Origin of the sequence: Serpentinicella sp. ANB-PHB4 (genome assembly GCF_031432315.1) — a bacterium.
GTDB lineage: Bacteria > Bacillota > Clostridia > Peptostreptococcales > Natronincolaceae > Serpentinicella.
Map to the genome: position 1 here is coordinate 79,965 of NZ_JAVKGO010000004.1, position 18,117 is coordinate 98,081.

The following is an 18,117-nucleotide window of genomic DNA, read 5'->3' on the forward strand; positions in this document are numbered from 1 at the left end:
TATTCTTTAGGAGGAAATACTCCCATGAAATCTCAAAAAATACGTTTATATGGTTTTGTTATTCTTTGGATTCTTATATCTTTTGTTCTAAGATTTGTATCAACTGACATTGATACTTTAGTTAGAAGGCACGGACAACTTGAAGTACCTGAACATTATCCTACAGAAATTGCACAGCGTCTTTTAGAAGAAAACGATGGCTTTACTGGGGAAGAAATATTGCTTGTATATAAAGATTCAGAGAATGGGATTAAATCTTATGAAGAAAAAATACAAGATCAACTTAAAGCACTCCTTAATAACCCAGGAGACATTGAAATTGAAAACATTATATCTCCCTTTGATGGCGCATCTGAAAAAGCATTATTATTAGATGATGCTGAGCATATTTTGATAGCTGTTATTGAAGTTGACATGACAACCGCGGAAATTTCTTTTATCCGAGAGGAATTAGAAGAAAAAACCGAGGTTGAGGGTTTAGATCACTACATAACTGGTGCTTCTATTATTGAGGACGATGTCCTTACCACAACGGAAGAAAGATTGGGTATTATCGAGTATTTAACAGTCGGTTTAGTCTATTTAGTGTTACTATGGGTATTTCGTTCCCCGGTGGCTCCTTTTGTTCCTTTAGTCACTTTAGGCGCGTCCTATTTTCTGAGCATATCCATTGTTTCTTTGCTTATTGAACACCTAAGTTTCCCGGTTTCAAATTTTACTCCGGTTTTTATTTTAACGGTTACTTTTGCGATTGGAACAGATTACGTTATTTTACTAATGAAGCGATACGAGGAAGAATTAGCCCAGGGAAGTGACAACGATCAAACAGTAAAAGATACTTTTAAAAAGACCCGGGGGGCTGTATTATCTAGTGCGATAACTGGTTTTGTTGGTTTTCTAGCTATTGGTTTAGCTGATTTTAACTTGTACCAATCTGGTGTGGGCGTTGCTGTTGCTGTAATTGTATTAATTATAGGTATTTGGGTCTGGGTTCCGTTTATCATGAAATTATTTGGAACAAAGATATTTTGGCCATCAAAAATTGAGAAAAAAAAGAACAACAATAAATTTTGGGGTCATTTAGGGACTTTTTCAACCACTAAACCCTTTATTGGTTTGCTACTTTTATTTATTATTATTGTTCCTCTTTTTATTTCCTTTGACAATGAACGTTCCTTTCATTCTTTAGATGAACTCAATGAGGATTACGACTCAGTTAAAGCATTTAATTTAATTGAGGAGGCCTTTGGCCAAGGCGCTTTTTTCTATGCTTCTTTGACCATTGAAGTGGAGGATGCAGCTTGGGATCATTCCGAACGGGTATTTTACATAGAAAAACTATCTAATAACCTACTAAAAATCGATGATGTAACAGAAGTCCGATCGATTACACGACCTGAAGGGGAAAAAATAAAGGAACTAACCATTCCATACCAAGCAGGCGAGGCATCTGATGAAGTAAGAGAAGCTATAAAAGGCATTGAAGAAATGAGAAATGGTACGCAAGAAATGATTAAAGCCTTAGATGAATCCATGGAGGATATGATTGAGGGTGAGCAGGCAATAGAACAACTACTTGCAGCTACTAGGCAATCTCAAAGTGGTGCCCAAGCCCTTAACCAAGGTATTCGTGAGACCAACCAGGGGATTGGACAAATTAGAAATGAAGTCTCTAGTACACAAAACCAAGTTAAAGGATATATGCAGGCCTTAGAAGATATAGATGCTGTTATTTCTACTATTTCTGATAATATTATCGATCGTAGTATTTTCTTATTTGACCCGGTTACAGATCGATTAGAAAATGCAGTAGCTGATATGAATGAATTACTTTTTGGATTAAATGAGGTTTCACAAGGTTTAAATGATTTAGAAAAGGGTTCTAGAGAGCTAAGCCATGGACTTGCTGAGATTGTTAATGGTCAAAAACAATTACTGGAACAATACAGTGCTTTACTTAGGGGTATGGAAGCATTGTTAGATGGCCTTAAGGAATTAGATGAAGGGTTAGTAGAATTGCATACAGGGCTTGAAGAAATGAAGTCATTACTTGTTGAAATTTCAAACCAAGAAGAAAACATATTGCAAGGCTTTTTTATCCCAGAAAAATTATATGAGGATTCATTTTCTGACGCTTGGGATACCTATGGTACGCCTAATAATAATGTAACAATACTACAAGTAATCAGTGATACAAACCCTTATGGTGACAGGGCGATGCAGATTGTTGACGAAATAGAAGAGATCACTCAATTCACGCTAAAGGATACTTCTTATGAGGATGTTCATTATGCCATAGGTGGCGTATCTAGCCAAAATAGAGATTTGAAAAATATGTCTAGTACAGATTTTTTTAGAACAGCTATTTACATGTTAATTGGTATTTTTATTGTGCTCTCAATTTTGTTTAAATCCTTTATTATGCCAATTTACACTATGGCTTCTTTAGCTTTGGCATACATTGCTTCACAAGCTATTGTTGAAATAATCTTTATCAATATTTTAGGTTATCCTGGTATTATGTGGTCTGTACCCTTCTTTGCTTTTGTCATGCTCATGTCAATGGGTGTTGATTATTCAATTTTTTTATTAGAACGTTTTTCTGAAGAGATCAGTCAACTGGAAACAGATCCTACTCCTGATAGGATAAAAGAGGCGATGATCACCGCTATGAAAAAAGTTGGAGGTGCGGTTTTTTCTGCTGCCACTATATTAGCTTCCAGCTTTGCAGCAATGATGTTATCAGGAATTTTATCTCTACTACAAATTGGAACCTGGATCATTGTAGGGTTAGTATTTTATGTTTGCATTTTACTTCCTATTTTTATACCAGCAACAGCTACTTTATTAGGAAAATATAATTGGTGGCCTTTCCATGCAATTAATTTTAAACAAATCCTTGCTAAGTTATTTTATGATGAAGGAAAACTTAACAATACTGATGATGTAGCAGATGAAGTTGCAATTAGTCTTGATGGAGAAGTGTATGAACCGGGAGTATATCGCGTCCAGGAAGATACTTCCCTTAAAGAACTCTTAAAACTGGGAGGAGGGTTAACCCTTCAAGCAGATCCTACACAACTAAAAGTAAAAAAAGACCAAAGTGACAACAGAATTATTCATATTCCAAAAAAGAAAGTAAAAAATCAGGCAAAAACTCTGTCTAAAAAGCCAAAAGTTTATATTTCAAAGAAAAAAATTAAAGGCAATAGAAAAATAAGGCGCAATAAAGTTAAAAGGAATCGATAAATACCTTCTCTGCTTCGAATTTGTTGACTTGTTTGTTGTTAAGAGTACAAAGATGCATTCAACAAATGAGGTGCATCCTCAGGTAATATTTTCAAAGTTATTTTTAAAATTAGTGATGTATTATGCAATTTCCTCAAGTAAAAGGATCCTGCCTATGTTTTATGAATTTCTCGTTGTCTAATGCTGTTTATTTACAATGCAATCCTCTATTTGATATACTATAGCAAGTGCCTTAAATTTCGTAGGAAAGGGCTTTTATATGAGTAATCAATATGTTATAGATTTAAATAAAGTAAGTTTAGGATATGGAAATCATGAAGTTTTAAAAGATATTGATTTGAAAATATTTGAAGGAGAATTTTTATCTATTTTTGGTGAAAATGGCGCAGGTAAAACCACATTGTTTAAAGGCATTTTGCAACTGCTCCCTACAAGGAGTGGCTCAATACATATTTTAGGAAAAGATGTTACAAACACAAAGGACAAGACTTGGTTACGTACTCAAATTGGTTATGTACCTCAAAGACATCACGCTAGCCGCTTTCCCATTTCTGTTTTTGATGCTGTTTTGCTGGGGAGGTGGGGCACTTCTTTCAAATATTTAAAGCGTCCTTCAAAGGATGATTTTGAAATTGTTGAGGAGATGCTTAATTTAGTGAAGTTAGACCATATGATGCATCAGGATTGTAGAACTTTATCCGGCGGGCAACAACAACGGTTAAATATTGCAAGAGCCTTAGTTAGAAACCCTAAGATATTGTTATTAGATGAGCCGAACACCCATCTTGACATGACATCCCGGGACCAACTGGATGATACTATTTATAGCGCCCGTCAAAAATATAATCTTTCTATTGTTATGATTAGCCATGACCACGTACATGCAGAGGAAGTAAGTGATCGGGCAGTTCATCTTCGCATGGGACAGATTTACGGGGAAAGGGGTGCGTAAATGAGTGTATTTGAACTTTTATCCGTACCGATATTTCAACGGGCTTTATTAGCTGCTATATTAACCGGCGCTTGCCTCTCTTTACTGGGCATTGTCATTGTGGTTTTTAATATGACAACGATACGTTTTGCATTAATGCATTTTGGTTTGCTTGGAGGAGCAATTGGATTAGCTTTTGGTGCCAACCCTTTAACTGCTGCTATAACATCCATTGCCATAGGATCCTTATTTTTTGGTCCTTTATCCGATAAGCTTAAGCTTGATACTGGATTAATTGGCGCTTTTTTTATGACCGGTACCATGGCCCTAGCTTTTCTTATTTTTTATCGTACTGGTGTTCCAGCATTAGACGTTTTTTCATTGTTTACTGGTAGCATTATCACCCTTACACGAAATGATTTATATTTTATTATCGCTCTATGTGTTGTCATTGTATTAACGTTCATTGTGTTTTTTAGAGAGATCCAACTGGTTTTTTACGATGCAGAACAGGCTGAGTGGCTGGGGGTTCCTGCAAAAAAAATAAGGAATGGTCTCCTCTTTTTAACTGGGTTGTCCGTAGGTGTTGCGATGCGAATTGTAGGGGCACTACTCATAGATGCCCTAGTTTTGCTTTCTGCAATGGCTGCAATGGGTATTGCAAAAAGCTTTAAGCAATTAATTGTCCTGACTTCTTTGTTCGGTGTAATTACAACTACAGGTGGATTGCTATTTTCCATGTCTTTTGATTTTCCTACTGGGGTTACTATTACCCTTACAGGAGTGTTAATTTTGCTAGTTAGTCAGTTTTTTAAACGTAGTTACTAATAGTGTGGCTGATTCGATATAACCACTTGCGTGTAAGCATCATTTAATTGGGTTTGACTGTCATCCTGAGTAAAATCAAGGATCTCGGGTTTGACTGTCATCCTGAGTAAAATCAAGGATCTCGGGTTTGACTGTCATCCTGAGTAAAACGAAGGATCTCGGGTTTGACTTTAGGGTCTTGAGATTCTTCGCTAGCGCTCATAAGCAGATGACCAAAGAGAAGTTTTGTGTCAGTCGCTTACACAGAGAGGAATGACAAGCATAAAATCAGCTGTCACACTAAATAACTGACTGTTTTACATGAAACGAAGTTTAAAATGTAAAGTTAACTTTCTTATAAGTTTTACAATATAATATATTTTTGGAGGCTTGAAAATGAAAAAGCTTAAATTCTTATCTGTTTTATTGATTTTTATAATGTTTTCTTCTATTTTTGTAGGATGCACCCCTTCAGATCCTGAGGTTTCAGGTGGTTCAAATACAGGACAAATAGACCCCCCTTTAATTGTAGCATCTACCAGTTGGACAGCTGCTATCGCTGAAGCGGCGGGAGCTACAGATGTTGTTACCCTTGCACCAGTGGAGTTAAGACATCCCCCAGAGTATGACTTTAAACCAAGTGATATTCAAAAAGTACAAGATGCAGACTGGATTATCTTTGGTGGTTATGAGCCCTTCATGAACAAAATAATTGAGGCAAATGATATTCCCCAGGATAAAATCATTCGTATCAGTACTACTAATACATTTGATAACTTAAATGAACAAACCCAATTAATAGCTGAATATTTAGGCACGGATATGATACAAGAAGCTTGGTTAAATCAGTTTTCCATTGAACTAGAAATGATTCAAGAAAAGGCTATTGAACAAAATATAAAAGATACAAAGGTTTTAGTACATACCCATATGGCGGCTTTTGCAGAGTCTCTTGGTTACGAAATTGCAGCTGTTTTTAGTGCTGATGATCTTAGCCCTGCTAGAATCGGTGAACTTGCTACTATGGATCATGACTTAATTATTGATAACTACCACAACCCTCAAGGTGAGGCAATACAAGCACTTAGTGAACAAGAGCGGGTAGTCTTAAGAAATTTTCCTGGTCCTGAGCACGAAGGGATTGCTGATTTGTTTGTTGATAATGCAAAAAAACTAGGATTATATTAATAAAATATAAAATAAACCTTCCTTGCTTCGGATTTGTCTACTTCTTGTTTTCTCATAAATACAATAATGCAAGTCAACAAATGAGGGCGCCTCTAATTATGTGATTATGCCATTTCGTTATAAAAACAACAAAAGGACAACAGTTTTTACTTTAAAAACTGTTGTCCTTTTGTTATGTATCTTAGTAATGTCTTCTTGCACCAATAAAACGAGGTGTCCAGTAGGGACTATTATATAAATCTCGTATTTCTACTCCTGTACTTTCTGTCACAACAATAAATTGATCATTGTCAATATATATGCCTGGTAATAATAGTCCTGAATCTCCTTTAAAGAACAATGTATCCCCTATTTTAATTTCAGTTTTTTCAATTTCAATACCCTTTTCCCACTGCTTTGCTGCTGTTCTTGGTAGCTCTATTCCTACACTTTGTTTCATAACGTACTGCACAAAACCGGATGTATTAAATCCATTATTATTATTTCCACCGATCAAATAGGGCGCTCCTAAATGTTTATATGCTTCTGCAACTATAGGATGATCTAATCTAATGCTCATGGCATCAAATCGCTTTACTCCAGTAAATTTGTCCATCCAATAGGAACATAAATAAGAAATTGTTGTTTCTCTCTCATCTCCACTGGCATGAATCATATAATTATCGCCTAAGTATATTCCTGTGTGAGAAATACCGTCCTGCCAGGTGCCTGAAAAATATATTACATCCCCAGGACGAATATTGCTGTAATCTATAGTTTGTCCAACTTCCCACTGGTTGTATGTAATCCGAGGAAGGTACACTTTCAACGCATTTTCAAAGGTCATTTGAACTAAGAAGGAGCAGTCAAATCCTGATAGACTTTCACCGGTTAATACATAGGGCGTACCTATATACTTAATCGCTTCTCTTATAACCGGATTGCTATGATTACTAAAGTTATTTGGATTTAGATAAAAGAAATCTTTTTCTGTCAATCGTCTGGCCCCAACATATCTTGGTGCCCAATATTTACTTTCTTTTAAATTAACCACTTGTACCCCACTTGTTGTTTGAACAATAAAGTCGTCCTCTTCTTTATAAATGCCGGGCATTAAACTTTCACCTTGAAAAAATAGGATGTCACCAGGGGATAGGTCGCTACGGGCAACGGGAATACCCTTTTCAAATAATCGTTGGCTTATTCTTGTTAAATGAATCCCATAAGCCTCTTTATGAACATGCCTCACAAAATTAATTGTGTTAAATCCTTCAGTTAATGAATTTCCTCCGTGTTTATAGGGTGCACCTAATAAATTCACTGCCTTTTTTACCACAGGATTCGTTATTTCTGATTTTGATTGCGTATAAGTGCCTTGCATATTCTCCCTGTTTTTATAGTGGAGATCATCGGATTTAGTACCTTCTTCATTTACTACTTTTTCTACTTCTTCATCAGTAATGTTATCCTTTTTTTCTGTTTTTTCATTTCCATCTATATCTAAGATGACTTCCTTCTTATTATGGCTTTTTTTTATTTCTTCACTTTCTAACTTTTTAATATCAATCGATTCTTCTTCCTCTAATTGAATCATTTCTAATTGCTTTTCCATGGGCTCAATAGCCTGACCATCATTACTCTGGACTTCACTTGTCATGCTTTTTTCTTGTATATTGCATCCTGAAATAACGATTGTTATTATAAATATCATTACAATAAGCTTATTTTCTTTCAACTTCTCTACTCCCCATTTTTACCATATATTATTTTTATATTTATTACTTTCCTATTTTACCAAAATATGATAATTATTGTTAATAAATAGACAATATAATTCTGGTAATTTATACCTAACTAATTGATAATTGTTTTCAATAATTAAATATTATGATATACTATTATTAATATAAATTTTACCGCGGCAGCTACTATCATTAAATTTATTTAATAATGGAGGTAAAATTTTTGGCAAAAATGATGGAACCAAGATTTAAGTTAAGTCGTAGACTAGGGGTAAATATCTATGGACACCCTAAAGCGATGAATCGTGCAGGTGCAAACTTTTACAGAGGAAGTAAAAAACTTTCAAACTATGGTATGCAGTTGTTAGAAAAACAAAAACTAAGAGCCTACTATGGTGTATTAGAAAAGCAATTTATTAGATATGTAAAGGATGCAATGAAATCTCCAGGGATTACAGGGGATGTAATTGTACAAAAGTTAGAGCGTCGACTAGATAATATGGTTTATAGAATGGGCTTTGGCTTATCTATTCGTGAGGCAAGACAAATGGTAAATCACGGCCATATACTTGTTAATGGTGACAAGGTTGATATTCCTTCTTATTCTTTGAAAGTTGGGGATGTAATTACCTTAAGAGATAAGTCAAAGAACATAGATAAGTATGTGAAGAACTTTACTGAATCTGGAGAATCTCAGTTTTCTTATATTGAAAAGGATGTAGAGAAACTCTTTGGTAAATTTGTTAAACTTCCTTTAAGGGAAGAAGTTCCTATTGAAGTTAACGATCAACTCGTTGTTGAGTTTTATTCACAAAGATAAAAAAATGGACACCTTTAAAGGTGTCCATTTTATTGTAGATATACTTTTTTATCTTTATCTCTATCTTATTTCTTCAAATTCAAAAATAGATGATCGCATATGGTTATTTCCAATCCGGCTTCTAAAAGCATATCCAGATAGGGTAACTTCCCCTTTATCTCCTATTACCCGAATCCTTGTTGGTCGTTCATTTTTCATCTGATCTATTCTTATTCCTTCTACTTGTCCAACTTCTGTAAATAGTTTTGATAGATCCTCTGTTGTAATTTCATATGTCCACCAGTTCCTAGAAAACTGAGATGTGTCATATGGGTCTGGCTTTCCGATTAGATAAGGAATATTTCCTCCCCAAATATCCGCAGCATCAATGGTATGACCGCCGGCGGAGGCAGAGTAAACTGCATCAATAAGCAGGTTATTATGCACGATCACTTCTCCCCTTGTTTCTTGTATTGCTGTATTCGTTCTTTCATTGTCTATGGAAACGCCTTTGTATACTTGACTCATAACCGTATCACATACATCATATTTTCTGCTGCTATTTATATGTCTTAATGCATAGGTTCTAGCTGCTAAAGTCTGGGCCTTGATGGTATCCATTGGCCATGTCACATAAATCTCACCAGGGACAACCCCTCTTAAATAGGTTTCGATATTTAAGATATTTATCAAGTCAAGTAGCTCTGTTCCACTACTATCCCGTTTATTGGATCTTGAAATTTCAAATGTTCCAAAGTATTCAAGTCCTTTATGCTGTAATACTGAATTATCATCCCCTACAACCCTTAAAGGATTTTTATTTGTGTGAGTTTGTCCATTTGCTGTTAAAACAAAGTTGTCGTTTGAATATGTTATTGCTGTTTCTACCCCTGGTGCCACAGTAAGTACTGTTTCCCCTGTTACCGTATCAATAAAACGATATTCTCTCAAACTTCTTACTGTTAATCTCGGTCTATCTAGTGATAATGCAACTCTAATATCTCTATTAGATGTATCTCTAGTTGAAATTTGTACACCAGTATAGTAATATTGAAGGATTTGTTTGTAATTATAGCCTGCTTCTGCCATGCCTCTTGCTCCATACTGGGTCATTCCTACTGCGTGTCCCCATCCTCGACCTGTAAACCTAAAAGCTTTTATCCCTAATGCATTGTTTATATCCGTTAGTTTATTTAAGGTTTCTATATTTGCAATGCCATCTGCTTTTAGTCCATAGTGTCTTTGAAAATCCCTCAAAGTACTTTCTGTAGCCGGTCCAAAGTAGGTAGTTGGATTGCTCACTACAAAAAAGTCAGCTTTATTTAACATAGTCTGTAGTAATTTAACATCCTCGCCTGTGTCTTCTCTCTTTAATTCTCTTGTAAATGGCTCTGGTAAAACCACTTTTTTCGGATCATGGGTTATATCTAAAGCGGAAGGATTCTTATATCGCCTAGCACCTCTGTATGCACTCGACCAGTAATCACTAGTATACATATTACGCGCTGTTATGCCGGTACTTGTAACGATAATGAAGTTGCCTTCCCCTTTATAAATACCTGACATCATACCGCTTCCTTGGAAGAAAACAACATCCCCTGGTTGTCTGCTTTTGCTTGTATCTTCCCCTAGTAGAAATTGTTGAGAAGCATACTTTGGCAGGTTAATTCCTCTACTTTCTTTAAATACCCTTTGTACTAGCTCAGAGGTAATTAGGTTCTGACTACCCTCACCTAGATACCCTAATGCCTTTTCTATTACTTCACTTTGCATATTAAACCTTCTAGTACCTACATACGCCGAAGACCAGTAATCACTAGTTTTAAGGTTTCTTTCCGTAATCCCGTTACTCGTAACGATGACAAATTTATCATTTCCTACATAAATCCCTGACATCATGCCACTGCCTTGAAAGAATACGACATCTCCTGGCAAACGATCTCGTTGATGTACTGACTTACCCAGTTCCCACTGATCAGATGCAAAGGTGGGCAAATAAATACCTCTACTTTGCTCAAATACTTTTTGAACCAGTTCTGATGTAAGTAAACCTCTATTACTGGACCCTACATAGCTTAATGCCTGGTCCACTACAACATTGTTAATGGGATACCTTCTTGCCCCTACGTACCTAGAAGACCAGTACTGACTGGTTTTAAGATTCCGCTGGGCGATGCCATCACTGGTTACAATTGCAAAATTGTCACTACCAATATAAACGCCGGACATCATTCCAGTGCCTTGAAAAAACACCACATCTCCCGGATTTAGTTCGCTTCTACTTATACTTTGGCCCATTTGCCACTGCTGGGGTGCATACTTGGGCATAGCAAAACCTATGCTTTCATTAAACAAGTTTTGTACCCATTCAGAAGTTAACTGCCCATTGTGCCTTTTTCCAATGGCATCTATTGCATTTTGGAGCACAATATTACTTGCATCTAACCTCCTGGCCCCTATATATGCTGAAGACCAGTAATCACTGGTATTAAGATTTCTTTCTGCAATACCAGAACTAGTTACAATTACAAAGTCCCCCTGTCCTTGGTATATCCCAGACATCAAACCACTACCTTGAAAGAACACGACATCTCCAGGCTTTAGATCTCTCCTGTTAACAGGTTGTCCTAATTCTAACTGCTGAGATGCAAATCTAGGCAGCTGTACATCTCCATATTCTACGAATATGTATTGTACGAATTCAGAAGTGATATACCCTCTATTACTTTGTCCGACATACCCTGCGGCTTTTTCTGCAATCCTGTCGTTACCCAAGGCCTCTGGTTGTATTGTAAAGGTGTACAAAAATGCCATAACAAAAAAGACGCAGGCTAGCCTTTTAGCCATTAAATTTCCCCCTTTATGAAGTTTTTTGAGGAAAATGCCTTTACTAAAATTGATTTTACTAAAGTAAGTATGCAATTTCCTAAAATACTATGTTAAGTTAAGTATAGCCTATAAAAAGGGGGATTGCATTATGTTCAAAGCATTTAAATTTAGCCAATTTTAGGTAATTTGGTGTGTGACATTATTAACAAAAAGAAGTCCCTTCGTTTACTTTAATCCTCTAATATTTCAATAAATTTGGTCGCAGCAGGTGATAACGAAACGCTTTTTAAAAAACAATATCCTATGCTTCTTTTAGGGATTGGCGCGATTAATGGCACTTCGTAAACAAGCTGATTATTCAGAAACTCTTTAGAGAATTCTTTGGTCACACAGGCAATGCCCAAATTAATTTTTGCAAATTCTAATAATAGATCATGGGACCCTAATTCAATTTCAGGTTCAATTTTAACACCCTTTGACAACAAATACTTTTCAACATATCGCCTGGAGTTAGACATGGGCTCTAGTAGTATTAAGGGTAGTTCTGTTAGTGCTTCAAAACTAATTGGTGTAGATAACAAGGTTTTTGAGTCTGCTTGCCCACAGACAAAAATATCTTCTATTTCTATGCACTTTTTAACTTCAAAGGCACTATCTTGTATTGGTAAGTTACATATTGCAATATCTATATCTCCTGACTTTAATAATTGACAAAGCTCTGGTGTTGTACGGTTTATAATTTTAAATTTAATATTTGGAAATTCCTTATTGAATTTTTCTAAATAAGGCAACAAAAAATATTTTGATATGGTATCTCCTACGCCGATTTTTAATTCTCCTAAAAGTAACTTTTGAGACTCTTCTAGCTTTTTCTCTCCAACATTAATTAAATTAATCGCGACGCTAATATGTTCAAATAAAATAATACCTTCATTTGTTAATGTAACTCCCTTAGACGTTCTGGTGAATAGTCGGCTGCCTAATTCCTCCTCAAGCTGCTTTATACTTTGACTTATAGCGGGCTGGGTCATATATAGTGCTTTCGCTGCTTTAGATAGACTTTGAGACTTTGCTACTTCATGAAAAATCTTATATAAATTTAATCTAGAAATCATTATAAGCTCTCCTTATGTCATGTATTATATATATTTACTTTACTTATATCATATATTTAGGTTATAGTACAAGTAAAGCGTATTTCTTTGAAGGAAATTGGTTAATGTAATTATGCAATTTCCTCAAATATAAAGTCTTTAATAATATATTTTCTTTGAAAATAATGATTTATAAGGAGAGATCTCAATGGAAAGAGTTGTAGGAACAGTAAGTAGAGGACTTCGTGCTCCAATTATACAAGAGGGAGATAATATTGCTAATGTTGTTGTAGATACTGTGCTAAACGCTTCAAAGGTGGATGGATTTTCTATTAATGATAAAGATGTTATCGGTATAACTGAATCTGTAGTAGCTCGTGCTCAAGGCAATTATGCTAGCATTGATGCAATTGCTAAAGATGTGAAAGCAAAATTTGGCGATGATACTGTTGGTGTTATTTTCCCAATTTTAAGCCGTAATCGTTTTGCTATCTGCCTACGTGGTATTGCTAAAGGTGTAAAGAAAGTTGTTTTAATGTTAAGCTATCCTTCAGATGAAGTTGGTAATCATTTAGTAGATTTAGACCTACTTGATGAAAAAGGGGTAAACCCATGGACAGATGTTTTAACAGAAAAACAATTTAGAGAGCACTTTGGATACAATAAGCACACCTTTACCGGTGTAGACTATGTTGATTACTATAAATCTCTTGTTGAAGAATATGGTGTAGAATGCGAAATTATTTTTTCAAATAATCCTGCAAGTATTTTAGATTATACAAAAAATGTACTAGCTTGTGATATTCATACTCGTTTTAGAACAAAAAGAATATTAAATGCAAAAGGTGCAGAAAAAGTATATAGTTTAGATGATGTACTATCAACTTCAGTGGATGGAAGTGGTTACAATGACGACTATGGGCTGCTTGGTTCTAATAAGTCTACTGAAGACAGTGTGAAACTTTTTCCAAGGGATTGTACTACTTTAGTAAATGATATTCAAAATAAACTAAAAGAGCTTACAGGTAAAACTGTAGAAGTCATGGTTTATGGTGATGGAGCTTTTAAAGATCCAGTAGGTAAAATTTGGGAGCTTGCAGACCCTGTGGTTTCTCCTGGATTTACCAAAGGACTTGAAGGAACACCAAATGAAGTGAAACTAAAGTATCTTGCGGATAATAACTTTAAAGATCTTCGTGGGGATGAGCTGAAAAATGCAATTTCTGAATATATTAAAAATAAAGACGAAGACTTAGTTGGTGCAATGGAAGCCCAAGGAACAACGCCTAGAAGATTAACAGACCTTCTTGGTTCCCTTTGTGACTTAACTTCTGGTAGTGGTGATAAAGGTACCCCGATTATATACATTCAAGGCTATTTTGATAACTTCACAAAGTAATTAAAATTCAAAAGCTTCCTTAGAAAGCGCACTTATTCTAAGGAAGCTTTAATTATAAAATTATAAAAGGTGTGTTTCTAGTGAAAATATTTCAAAATGATTGGCAACCATTACTGGAAGAAGAATTTAAAAAGGATTATTATCAGAAGCTCCAAAAACATTTACTAGAAGAATATAATCAAAGCACTGTTTATCCTAATATGGAGGATATCTTTAATGCATTACACTTTACCCCTTATAAGCATGTTGAAGTGGTTATTTTAGGACAGGATCCTTATCATGGTCCAAACCAAGCCCATGGTTTAAGTTTTTCTGTTAAACCCGGGGTTACTACTCCACCCTCTTTAAAAAATATATACAAAGAACTAGAGAGTGATTTAGGGTTTTCTATACCAAGCCATGGTTATTTAAAGAAATGGTCAGATCAAGGGGTATTGCTTCTTAATACAGTCCTAACCGTTAGGGCTGGGGAAGCGAATTCCCATAAAACTTTAGGTTGGGAGCAGTTTACTAACAAAGTAATTGAAATACTAAACCAGCGAGAAGAACCAATTGTTTTTATTTTATGGGGTAAAAATGCGCAGTCTAAAATTAAAATTTTAAATAATCCCAATCACTACATTATTAAATCTGTACACCCAAGTCCACTTTCCGCTCACAGAGGTTTTTTCGGAAGTCGTCCCTTTTCAAAAGCCAATGAATTTCTTACCTCGATAAACCGACAACCAATTGATTGGCAAATAGATAACATATAGCATACACAAAAACAAAAGTGGTGTCATTTGTATAATGGCACCACTTTTTGTACAATCTTATGTTTTCCTACGACTCTATTCGTAGGGAATCTGTACTACAAACTCTGTTCCCTTGCCTACAACACTGTTGACTTTAACCTTTCCATTAAAGGACAATACTACATGTTTTACAATGGCTAACCCAAGGCCTGTTCCGCCTACTTTTCTTGATCTGCCTTTATCCACTCTGTAGAACCGTTCAAATATTCTTGATAAATTTTCTTTTGGAATTCCGATTCCTGTATCTCTCACGCTGATTATGATATATTGGTGCTTTTTATAAGCATTTATAGATATTTCTCCACCTTCTGAGGTATATTTGACCCCATTATCTATTAAATTTATCATCATTTGCTTAAACCAATCACTATTTCCGTACACTTCCGGTAGGTCTTTTTCGATTTCTACCTTTATTGTAATTTCTTTTCTATCTGCAAGTGGCTCCACAACTAACTGGGCTTCTTTAATTGCATTTTCCACATTTGTGGCAGCTTTGTTTTGTATTTTTTTCTCATAGTTCTCGATTTTTGATAATGTCAGTATATCTTCTATTAATCTAGACAGTCGATCTGTTTCTATATCAATAATATCCAAAAAACGATTCCTTGCTTGTTCATCCTCTATGGCACCCATTTTTAATGTCTCTATAAAGCCTTTAATAGAGGTCAGGGGTGTTTTAAGTTCATGGGATACGTTAATGGCAAAATCAGATCTAATTTTTTCTAACCTTCGCACCTCTGTCATATCTTCTATTAAAGCCACCATTCCAATTACTTTTGTGGGATCATTTTCTAGCTTTATTAAGTTTGTATATATTTTTAATACTTTTGTTTCTGGATGTTTTAATTTAATTTCAATTTGTGTTTCAATCTTTTCATTAAATATTGTTTGTATTTCTTTATCTAAAAAATGATTTCTTATAATTTCCAAAATATGTTTACCCACGGCTTCTTCTTCAGTAGTATTAAATAGTTGCTCTGCAGCATGGTTGAATATAATTACTCTTTTTTGGTTATCCACCGCAATGATTGGATTAATAATACTGGTTAATAATGCTTGAAACTTTGTGTTGCTATCGGAAAGACGATCGAATGTATTTTTTAATCTATCTCCCATGTTATTAAAGTTTTTTCCCAGCATCCCAATCTCATCATTGGTATAGATGCGAACCTTCCGATCAAGTTCTCCTTCTGCCATTTTTTTTGATATGTCTGTCATTTCCTTAACAGGATCTATAAATTTATTTAAAAACCGGTAACTTAAGATAAACGCCATCGTTAAACTCAATAGAATGGCCAATCCAATATAAGTTAATAGTTTTTGATGTATTTTACCGATTTCTGTTAATGTTACTGAGAGTCTTATGGCTCCTACATCTTCCCTTCCACTGGGTATTGCAATATAGAGCATGTCTTCTTGTATTGTAGCGCTATACCTTTCCGATCTACCAATATGACCCTTAAGCGCTCCTTTTATTTCTGGTCTATCTATGTGGTTTTCCATTTCTCCCTTGTTAAATTCTGAATCGGCGATCACTTCTCCATTAGTATCTACAATTGTAATTCTTGAATCTATTTTATGCTCTGTATCATCTATAATTTGTTGTATACTACTAGTCTCGATATCTAACTGTGTAATAAATCCATCAATCAATTGAGCATTAGATAACAGCTTGTCCTCTAGTTCATTAATGTATCCAGTTCTAACTAACCCAAGGGATAGTCCCCCTGTCATTAATGTGGCAAGAAGTAATACAACCGTAATTAATATAAGTAATTTTTGTTTCATACTTTTTCACCTACTTAATTTTATACCCTGCTCCCCTTATTGTTTCTATATAGGGTCTATTTTCATCTTCCTTTATCTTTTTTCTGAGCTGTCTTATATGCACATCTACGGTTCTAGTGTCACCATAGTAGGCGTATCCCCATATTTTATCCAATAAAAAGTTTCTAGATAGGACCTTGCCTCTGTTTTCTAATAAGGTTTTTAAAAGCTCATGCTCTTTTATCGTAAGTTTAATCACTTCTCCATTTAATCGAAGCTCGTGACTTTCTACATCTAAAATTAAATCTCCTACCTGAAGGGGTCCTGTTAACTGTTGCTGTTGGCTACCACTTCTTCTAAGAACAGCTTTCATTCTAGCAATTAATTCCCTTACACTAAAGGGCTTACTCATATAATCGTCGGCTCCAAACTCTAAGCCCAGTATACGATCCGTTTCCTCTCCCTTTGCAGTTAACATAATGATAGGTAATGTTTTTAAATTAGGTTTACTTCTAATTTGTTTACAGACCTCAATGCCATCTATTCCTGGGAGCATAAGATCTAGTACGAGTATATCTACGCTTTCTTGGTCTAAAAAAGCTAAACATTCTTCCCCAGTTTCCTTTGTCATTACTTGATAACCGTTTTGCTCTAAATTAAATTTTATAAGTTCAAGAATATGTTCTTCATCATCTACGATTAAAACTCTGTCTTTACTCATTTTATTCCCCTTTCCCTGTGCAAAAAACCGAGCTAACAGCCCGGTTGTATTGCAAGATAAAGTCTACTATTAATCATTACATGATCAAAGGTTTTTCAAATATATATATGCTATTTAATCATGTATTTTTCTCTATAATCTAATCCTAATGTGATTCAACACGCTCACCGGTTACCATATATACTATTCTTTCTCCGATATTCGTTGCATGGTCAGATATACGTTCAAGGAATCTAGCCACAAATAATAGCTTTGTTCCCTGGTGGGCAATACTTGCGTCCTCTTTCATCATCTCTGTTAGCTCCACATAAATGGCATCATATAATTCATCAACCGCTTCATCATCTACATCTAATTCCTTAGCCATTTCAATATCTTCTTTGGTAAATGCGTCTAAACTTTTGTGTACCATTTTCTCTGTTAATATAGCCATTTTAGGAATATCTATTAAAGGTTTGACTAAGGGTTCATGCCCTATTTCTAGGGTTATTTTAGCAATGTTTACTGCATGATCCCCCATACGCTCTAAATCTGTAATAATCTTTATGATGGTAACAATCATTCTTAAATGTTTTGCTATAGGTTGTTGCAATGCCATTAATTTCATACATCGGTTTTCTATTTCTAACTCTAGCTGATCGATTTCATCGTCTAGTTCATATACCTTTTTTGCCCCTTCTAAATCTTGATTACTTAAAGATTGTATAGAGAGCTCGATAATATTTTGGACTCTTGAACCCATTTCTAGTAACTTAACATTTAACTCCTTTAATTCATTGACATATTGACTTCTCATATTTTCACCTCATCCATTAAAA

General features: G+C 35.0%; 13 protein-coding genes. 7 read left to right on the forward strand and 6 right to left on the reverse strand.

The genetic code is table 11. The annotated features are described in order from the left end of the window. Positions 1 to 24 precede the first annotated feature (24 nt). The 4 genes from RH915_RS04905 (at position 25) to RH915_RS04920 (ending at position 6,175) form a co-directional block, all read left to right on the forward strand. Positions 25 to 3,249 (forward strand): MMPL family transporter, encoded by a 3,225-nt coding sequence (locus tag RH915_RS04905; protein ID WP_310478283.1) that lies wholly within the window; start codon positions 25 to 27, stop codon positions 3,247 to 3,249. 259 nt (positions 3,250 to 3,508) lie between these two features. Further along, positions 3,509 to 4,201: a metal ABC transporter ATP-binding protein gene (locus RH915_RS04910; RefSeq protein ID WP_310478284.1), complete on the forward strand. Its 693-nt coding sequence runs from the start codon at positions 3,509 to 3,511 to the stop codon at positions 4,199 to 4,201. Continuing rightward, positions 4,202 to 5,008: a metal ABC transporter permease gene (locus tag RH915_RS04915; protein ID WP_310478285.1), complete on the forward strand. Its 807-nt coding sequence runs from the start codon at positions 4,202 to 4,204 to the stop codon at positions 5,006 to 5,008. 375 nt (positions 5,009 to 5,383) lie between these two features. Then, positions 5,384 to 6,175 (forward strand): metal ABC transporter solute-binding protein, Zn/Mn family, encoded by a 792-nt coding sequence (locus RH915_RS04920; RefSeq protein ID WP_310478286.1) that lies wholly within the window; start codon positions 5,384 to 5,386, stop codon positions 6,173 to 6,175. 181 nt (positions 6,176 to 6,356) lie between these two features. Here RH915_RS04920 and RH915_RS04925 read toward each other — a convergent pair whose 3' ends face one another. After that, on the reverse strand, positions 6,357 to 7,889 hold the full coding sequence (locus RH915_RS04925; RefSeq protein WP_310478287.1) for a C40 family peptidase: 1,533 nt from the start codon (positions 7,887 to 7,889) through the stop codon (positions 6,357 to 6,359). A 230-nt stretch (positions 7,890 to 8,119) separates the two neighbouring features. On the opposite strand from RH915_RS04925, the gene rpsD reads away from it, so the two are divergent. Then, positions 8,120 to 8,716, forward strand: a complete 597-nt coding sequence (gene rpsD, locus RH915_RS04930; protein WP_310478288.1) for a 30S ribosomal protein S4 — start codon at positions 8,120 to 8,122, stop codon at positions 8,714 to 8,716. 60 nt (positions 8,717 to 8,776) lie between these two features. Here rpsD and RH915_RS11445 read toward each other — a convergent pair whose 3' ends face one another. After that, positions 8,777 to 11,542: a SpoIID/LytB domain-containing protein gene (locus RH915_RS11445; protein ID WP_331618308.1), complete on the reverse strand. Its 2,766-nt coding sequence runs from the start codon at positions 11,540 to 11,542 to the stop codon at positions 8,777 to 8,779. A 212-nt stretch (positions 11,543 to 11,754) separates the two neighbouring features. Further along, positions 11,755 to 12,639: a LysR family transcriptional regulator gene (locus RH915_RS04950; RefSeq protein ID WP_310478289.1), complete on the reverse strand. Its 885-nt coding sequence runs from the start codon at positions 12,637 to 12,639 to the stop codon at positions 11,755 to 11,757. Positions 12,640 to 12,826: 187 nt separating this feature from the next. Here RH915_RS04950 and RH915_RS04955 point away from each other — a divergent pair, with 187 nt between their 5' ends. Continuing rightward, positions 12,827 to 14,017 (forward strand): coenzyme F420-0:L-glutamate ligase, encoded by a 1,191-nt coding sequence (locus tag RH915_RS04955; protein WP_310478290.1) that lies wholly within the window; start codon positions 12,827 to 12,829, stop codon positions 14,015 to 14,017. Positions 14,018 to 14,097: 80 nt separating this feature from the next. Beyond that, complete coding sequence (locus RH915_RS04960) at positions 14,098 to 14,772, forward strand: uracil-DNA glycosylase (RefSeq protein WP_310478291.1); 675 nt, start codon at positions 14,098 to 14,100, stop codon at positions 14,770 to 14,772. Between the two features lie 75 nt (positions 14,773 to 14,847). On the opposite strand, the gene pnpS is transcribed toward RH915_RS04960, so the two are convergent. From pnpS to phoU, 3 genes are all read right to left on the reverse strand, one after another. Beyond that, the gene (pnpS, locus tag RH915_RS04965) at positions 14,848 to 16,599 is read right to left on the reverse strand and encodes a two-component system histidine kinase PnpS (protein WP_310478292.1); all 1,752 of its coding nucleotides are present in this window, start codon (positions 16,597 to 16,599) and stop codon (positions 14,848 to 14,850) included. A 10-nt stretch (positions 16,600 to 16,609) separates the two neighbouring features. Next, positions 16,610 to 17,299: a response regulator transcription factor gene (locus RH915_RS04970; protein WP_310478294.1), complete on the reverse strand. Its 690-nt coding sequence runs from the start codon at positions 17,297 to 17,299 to the stop codon at positions 16,610 to 16,612. Positions 17,300 to 17,444: 145 nt separating this feature from the next. Beyond that, on the reverse strand, positions 17,445 to 18,095 hold the full coding sequence (phoU, locus tag RH915_RS04975; RefSeq protein ID WP_310478296.1) for a phosphate signaling complex protein PhoU: 651 nt from the start codon (positions 18,093 to 18,095) through the stop codon (positions 17,445 to 17,447). Between the last annotated feature and the right edge of the window lie 22 nt (positions 18,096 to 18,117).

Excerpts from the sequence above, each read along its gene's own strand:
- RH915_RS04905 (WP_310478283.1), top strand. The coding sequence starts at position 25 with ATGAAATCTCAAAAAATACGTTTATATGGTTTTGTTATTCTTTGGATT.
- RH915_RS04910 (WP_310478284.1), top strand. The coding sequence starts at position 3,509 with ATGAGTAATCAATATGTTATAGATTTAAATAAAGTAAGTTTAGGATAT.
- RH915_RS04915 (WP_310478285.1), top strand. The coding sequence starts at position 4,202 with ATGAGTGTATTTGAACTTTTATCCGTACCGATATTTCAACGGGCTTTA.
- RH915_RS04920 (WP_310478286.1), top strand. The coding sequence starts at position 5,384 with ATGAAAAAGCTTAAATTCTTATCTGTTTTATTGATTTTTATAATGTTT.
- RH915_RS11445 (WP_331618308.1), bottom strand. The coding sequence starts at position 11,542 with ATGGCTAAAAGGCTAGCCTGCGTCTTTTTTGTTATGGCATTTTTGTAC.
- RH915_RS04950 (WP_310478289.1), bottom strand. The coding sequence starts at position 12,639 with ATGATTTCTAGATTAAATTTATATAAGATTTTTCATGAAGTAGCAAAG.
- RH915_RS04955 (WP_310478290.1), top strand. The coding sequence starts at position 12,827 with ATGGAAAGAGTTGTAGGAACAGTAAGTAGAGGACTTCGTGCTCCAATT.
- pnpS (WP_310478292.1), bottom strand. The coding sequence starts at position 16,599 with ATGAAACAAAAATTACTTATATTAATTACGGTTGTATTACTTCTTGCC.
- RH915_RS04970 (WP_310478294.1), bottom strand. The coding sequence starts at position 17,299 with ATGAGTAAAGACAGAGTTTTAATCGTAGATGATGAAGAACATATTCTT.
- phoU (WP_310478296.1), bottom strand. The coding sequence starts at position 18,095 with ATGAGAAGTCAATATGTCAATGAATTAAAGGAGTTAAATGTTAAGTTA.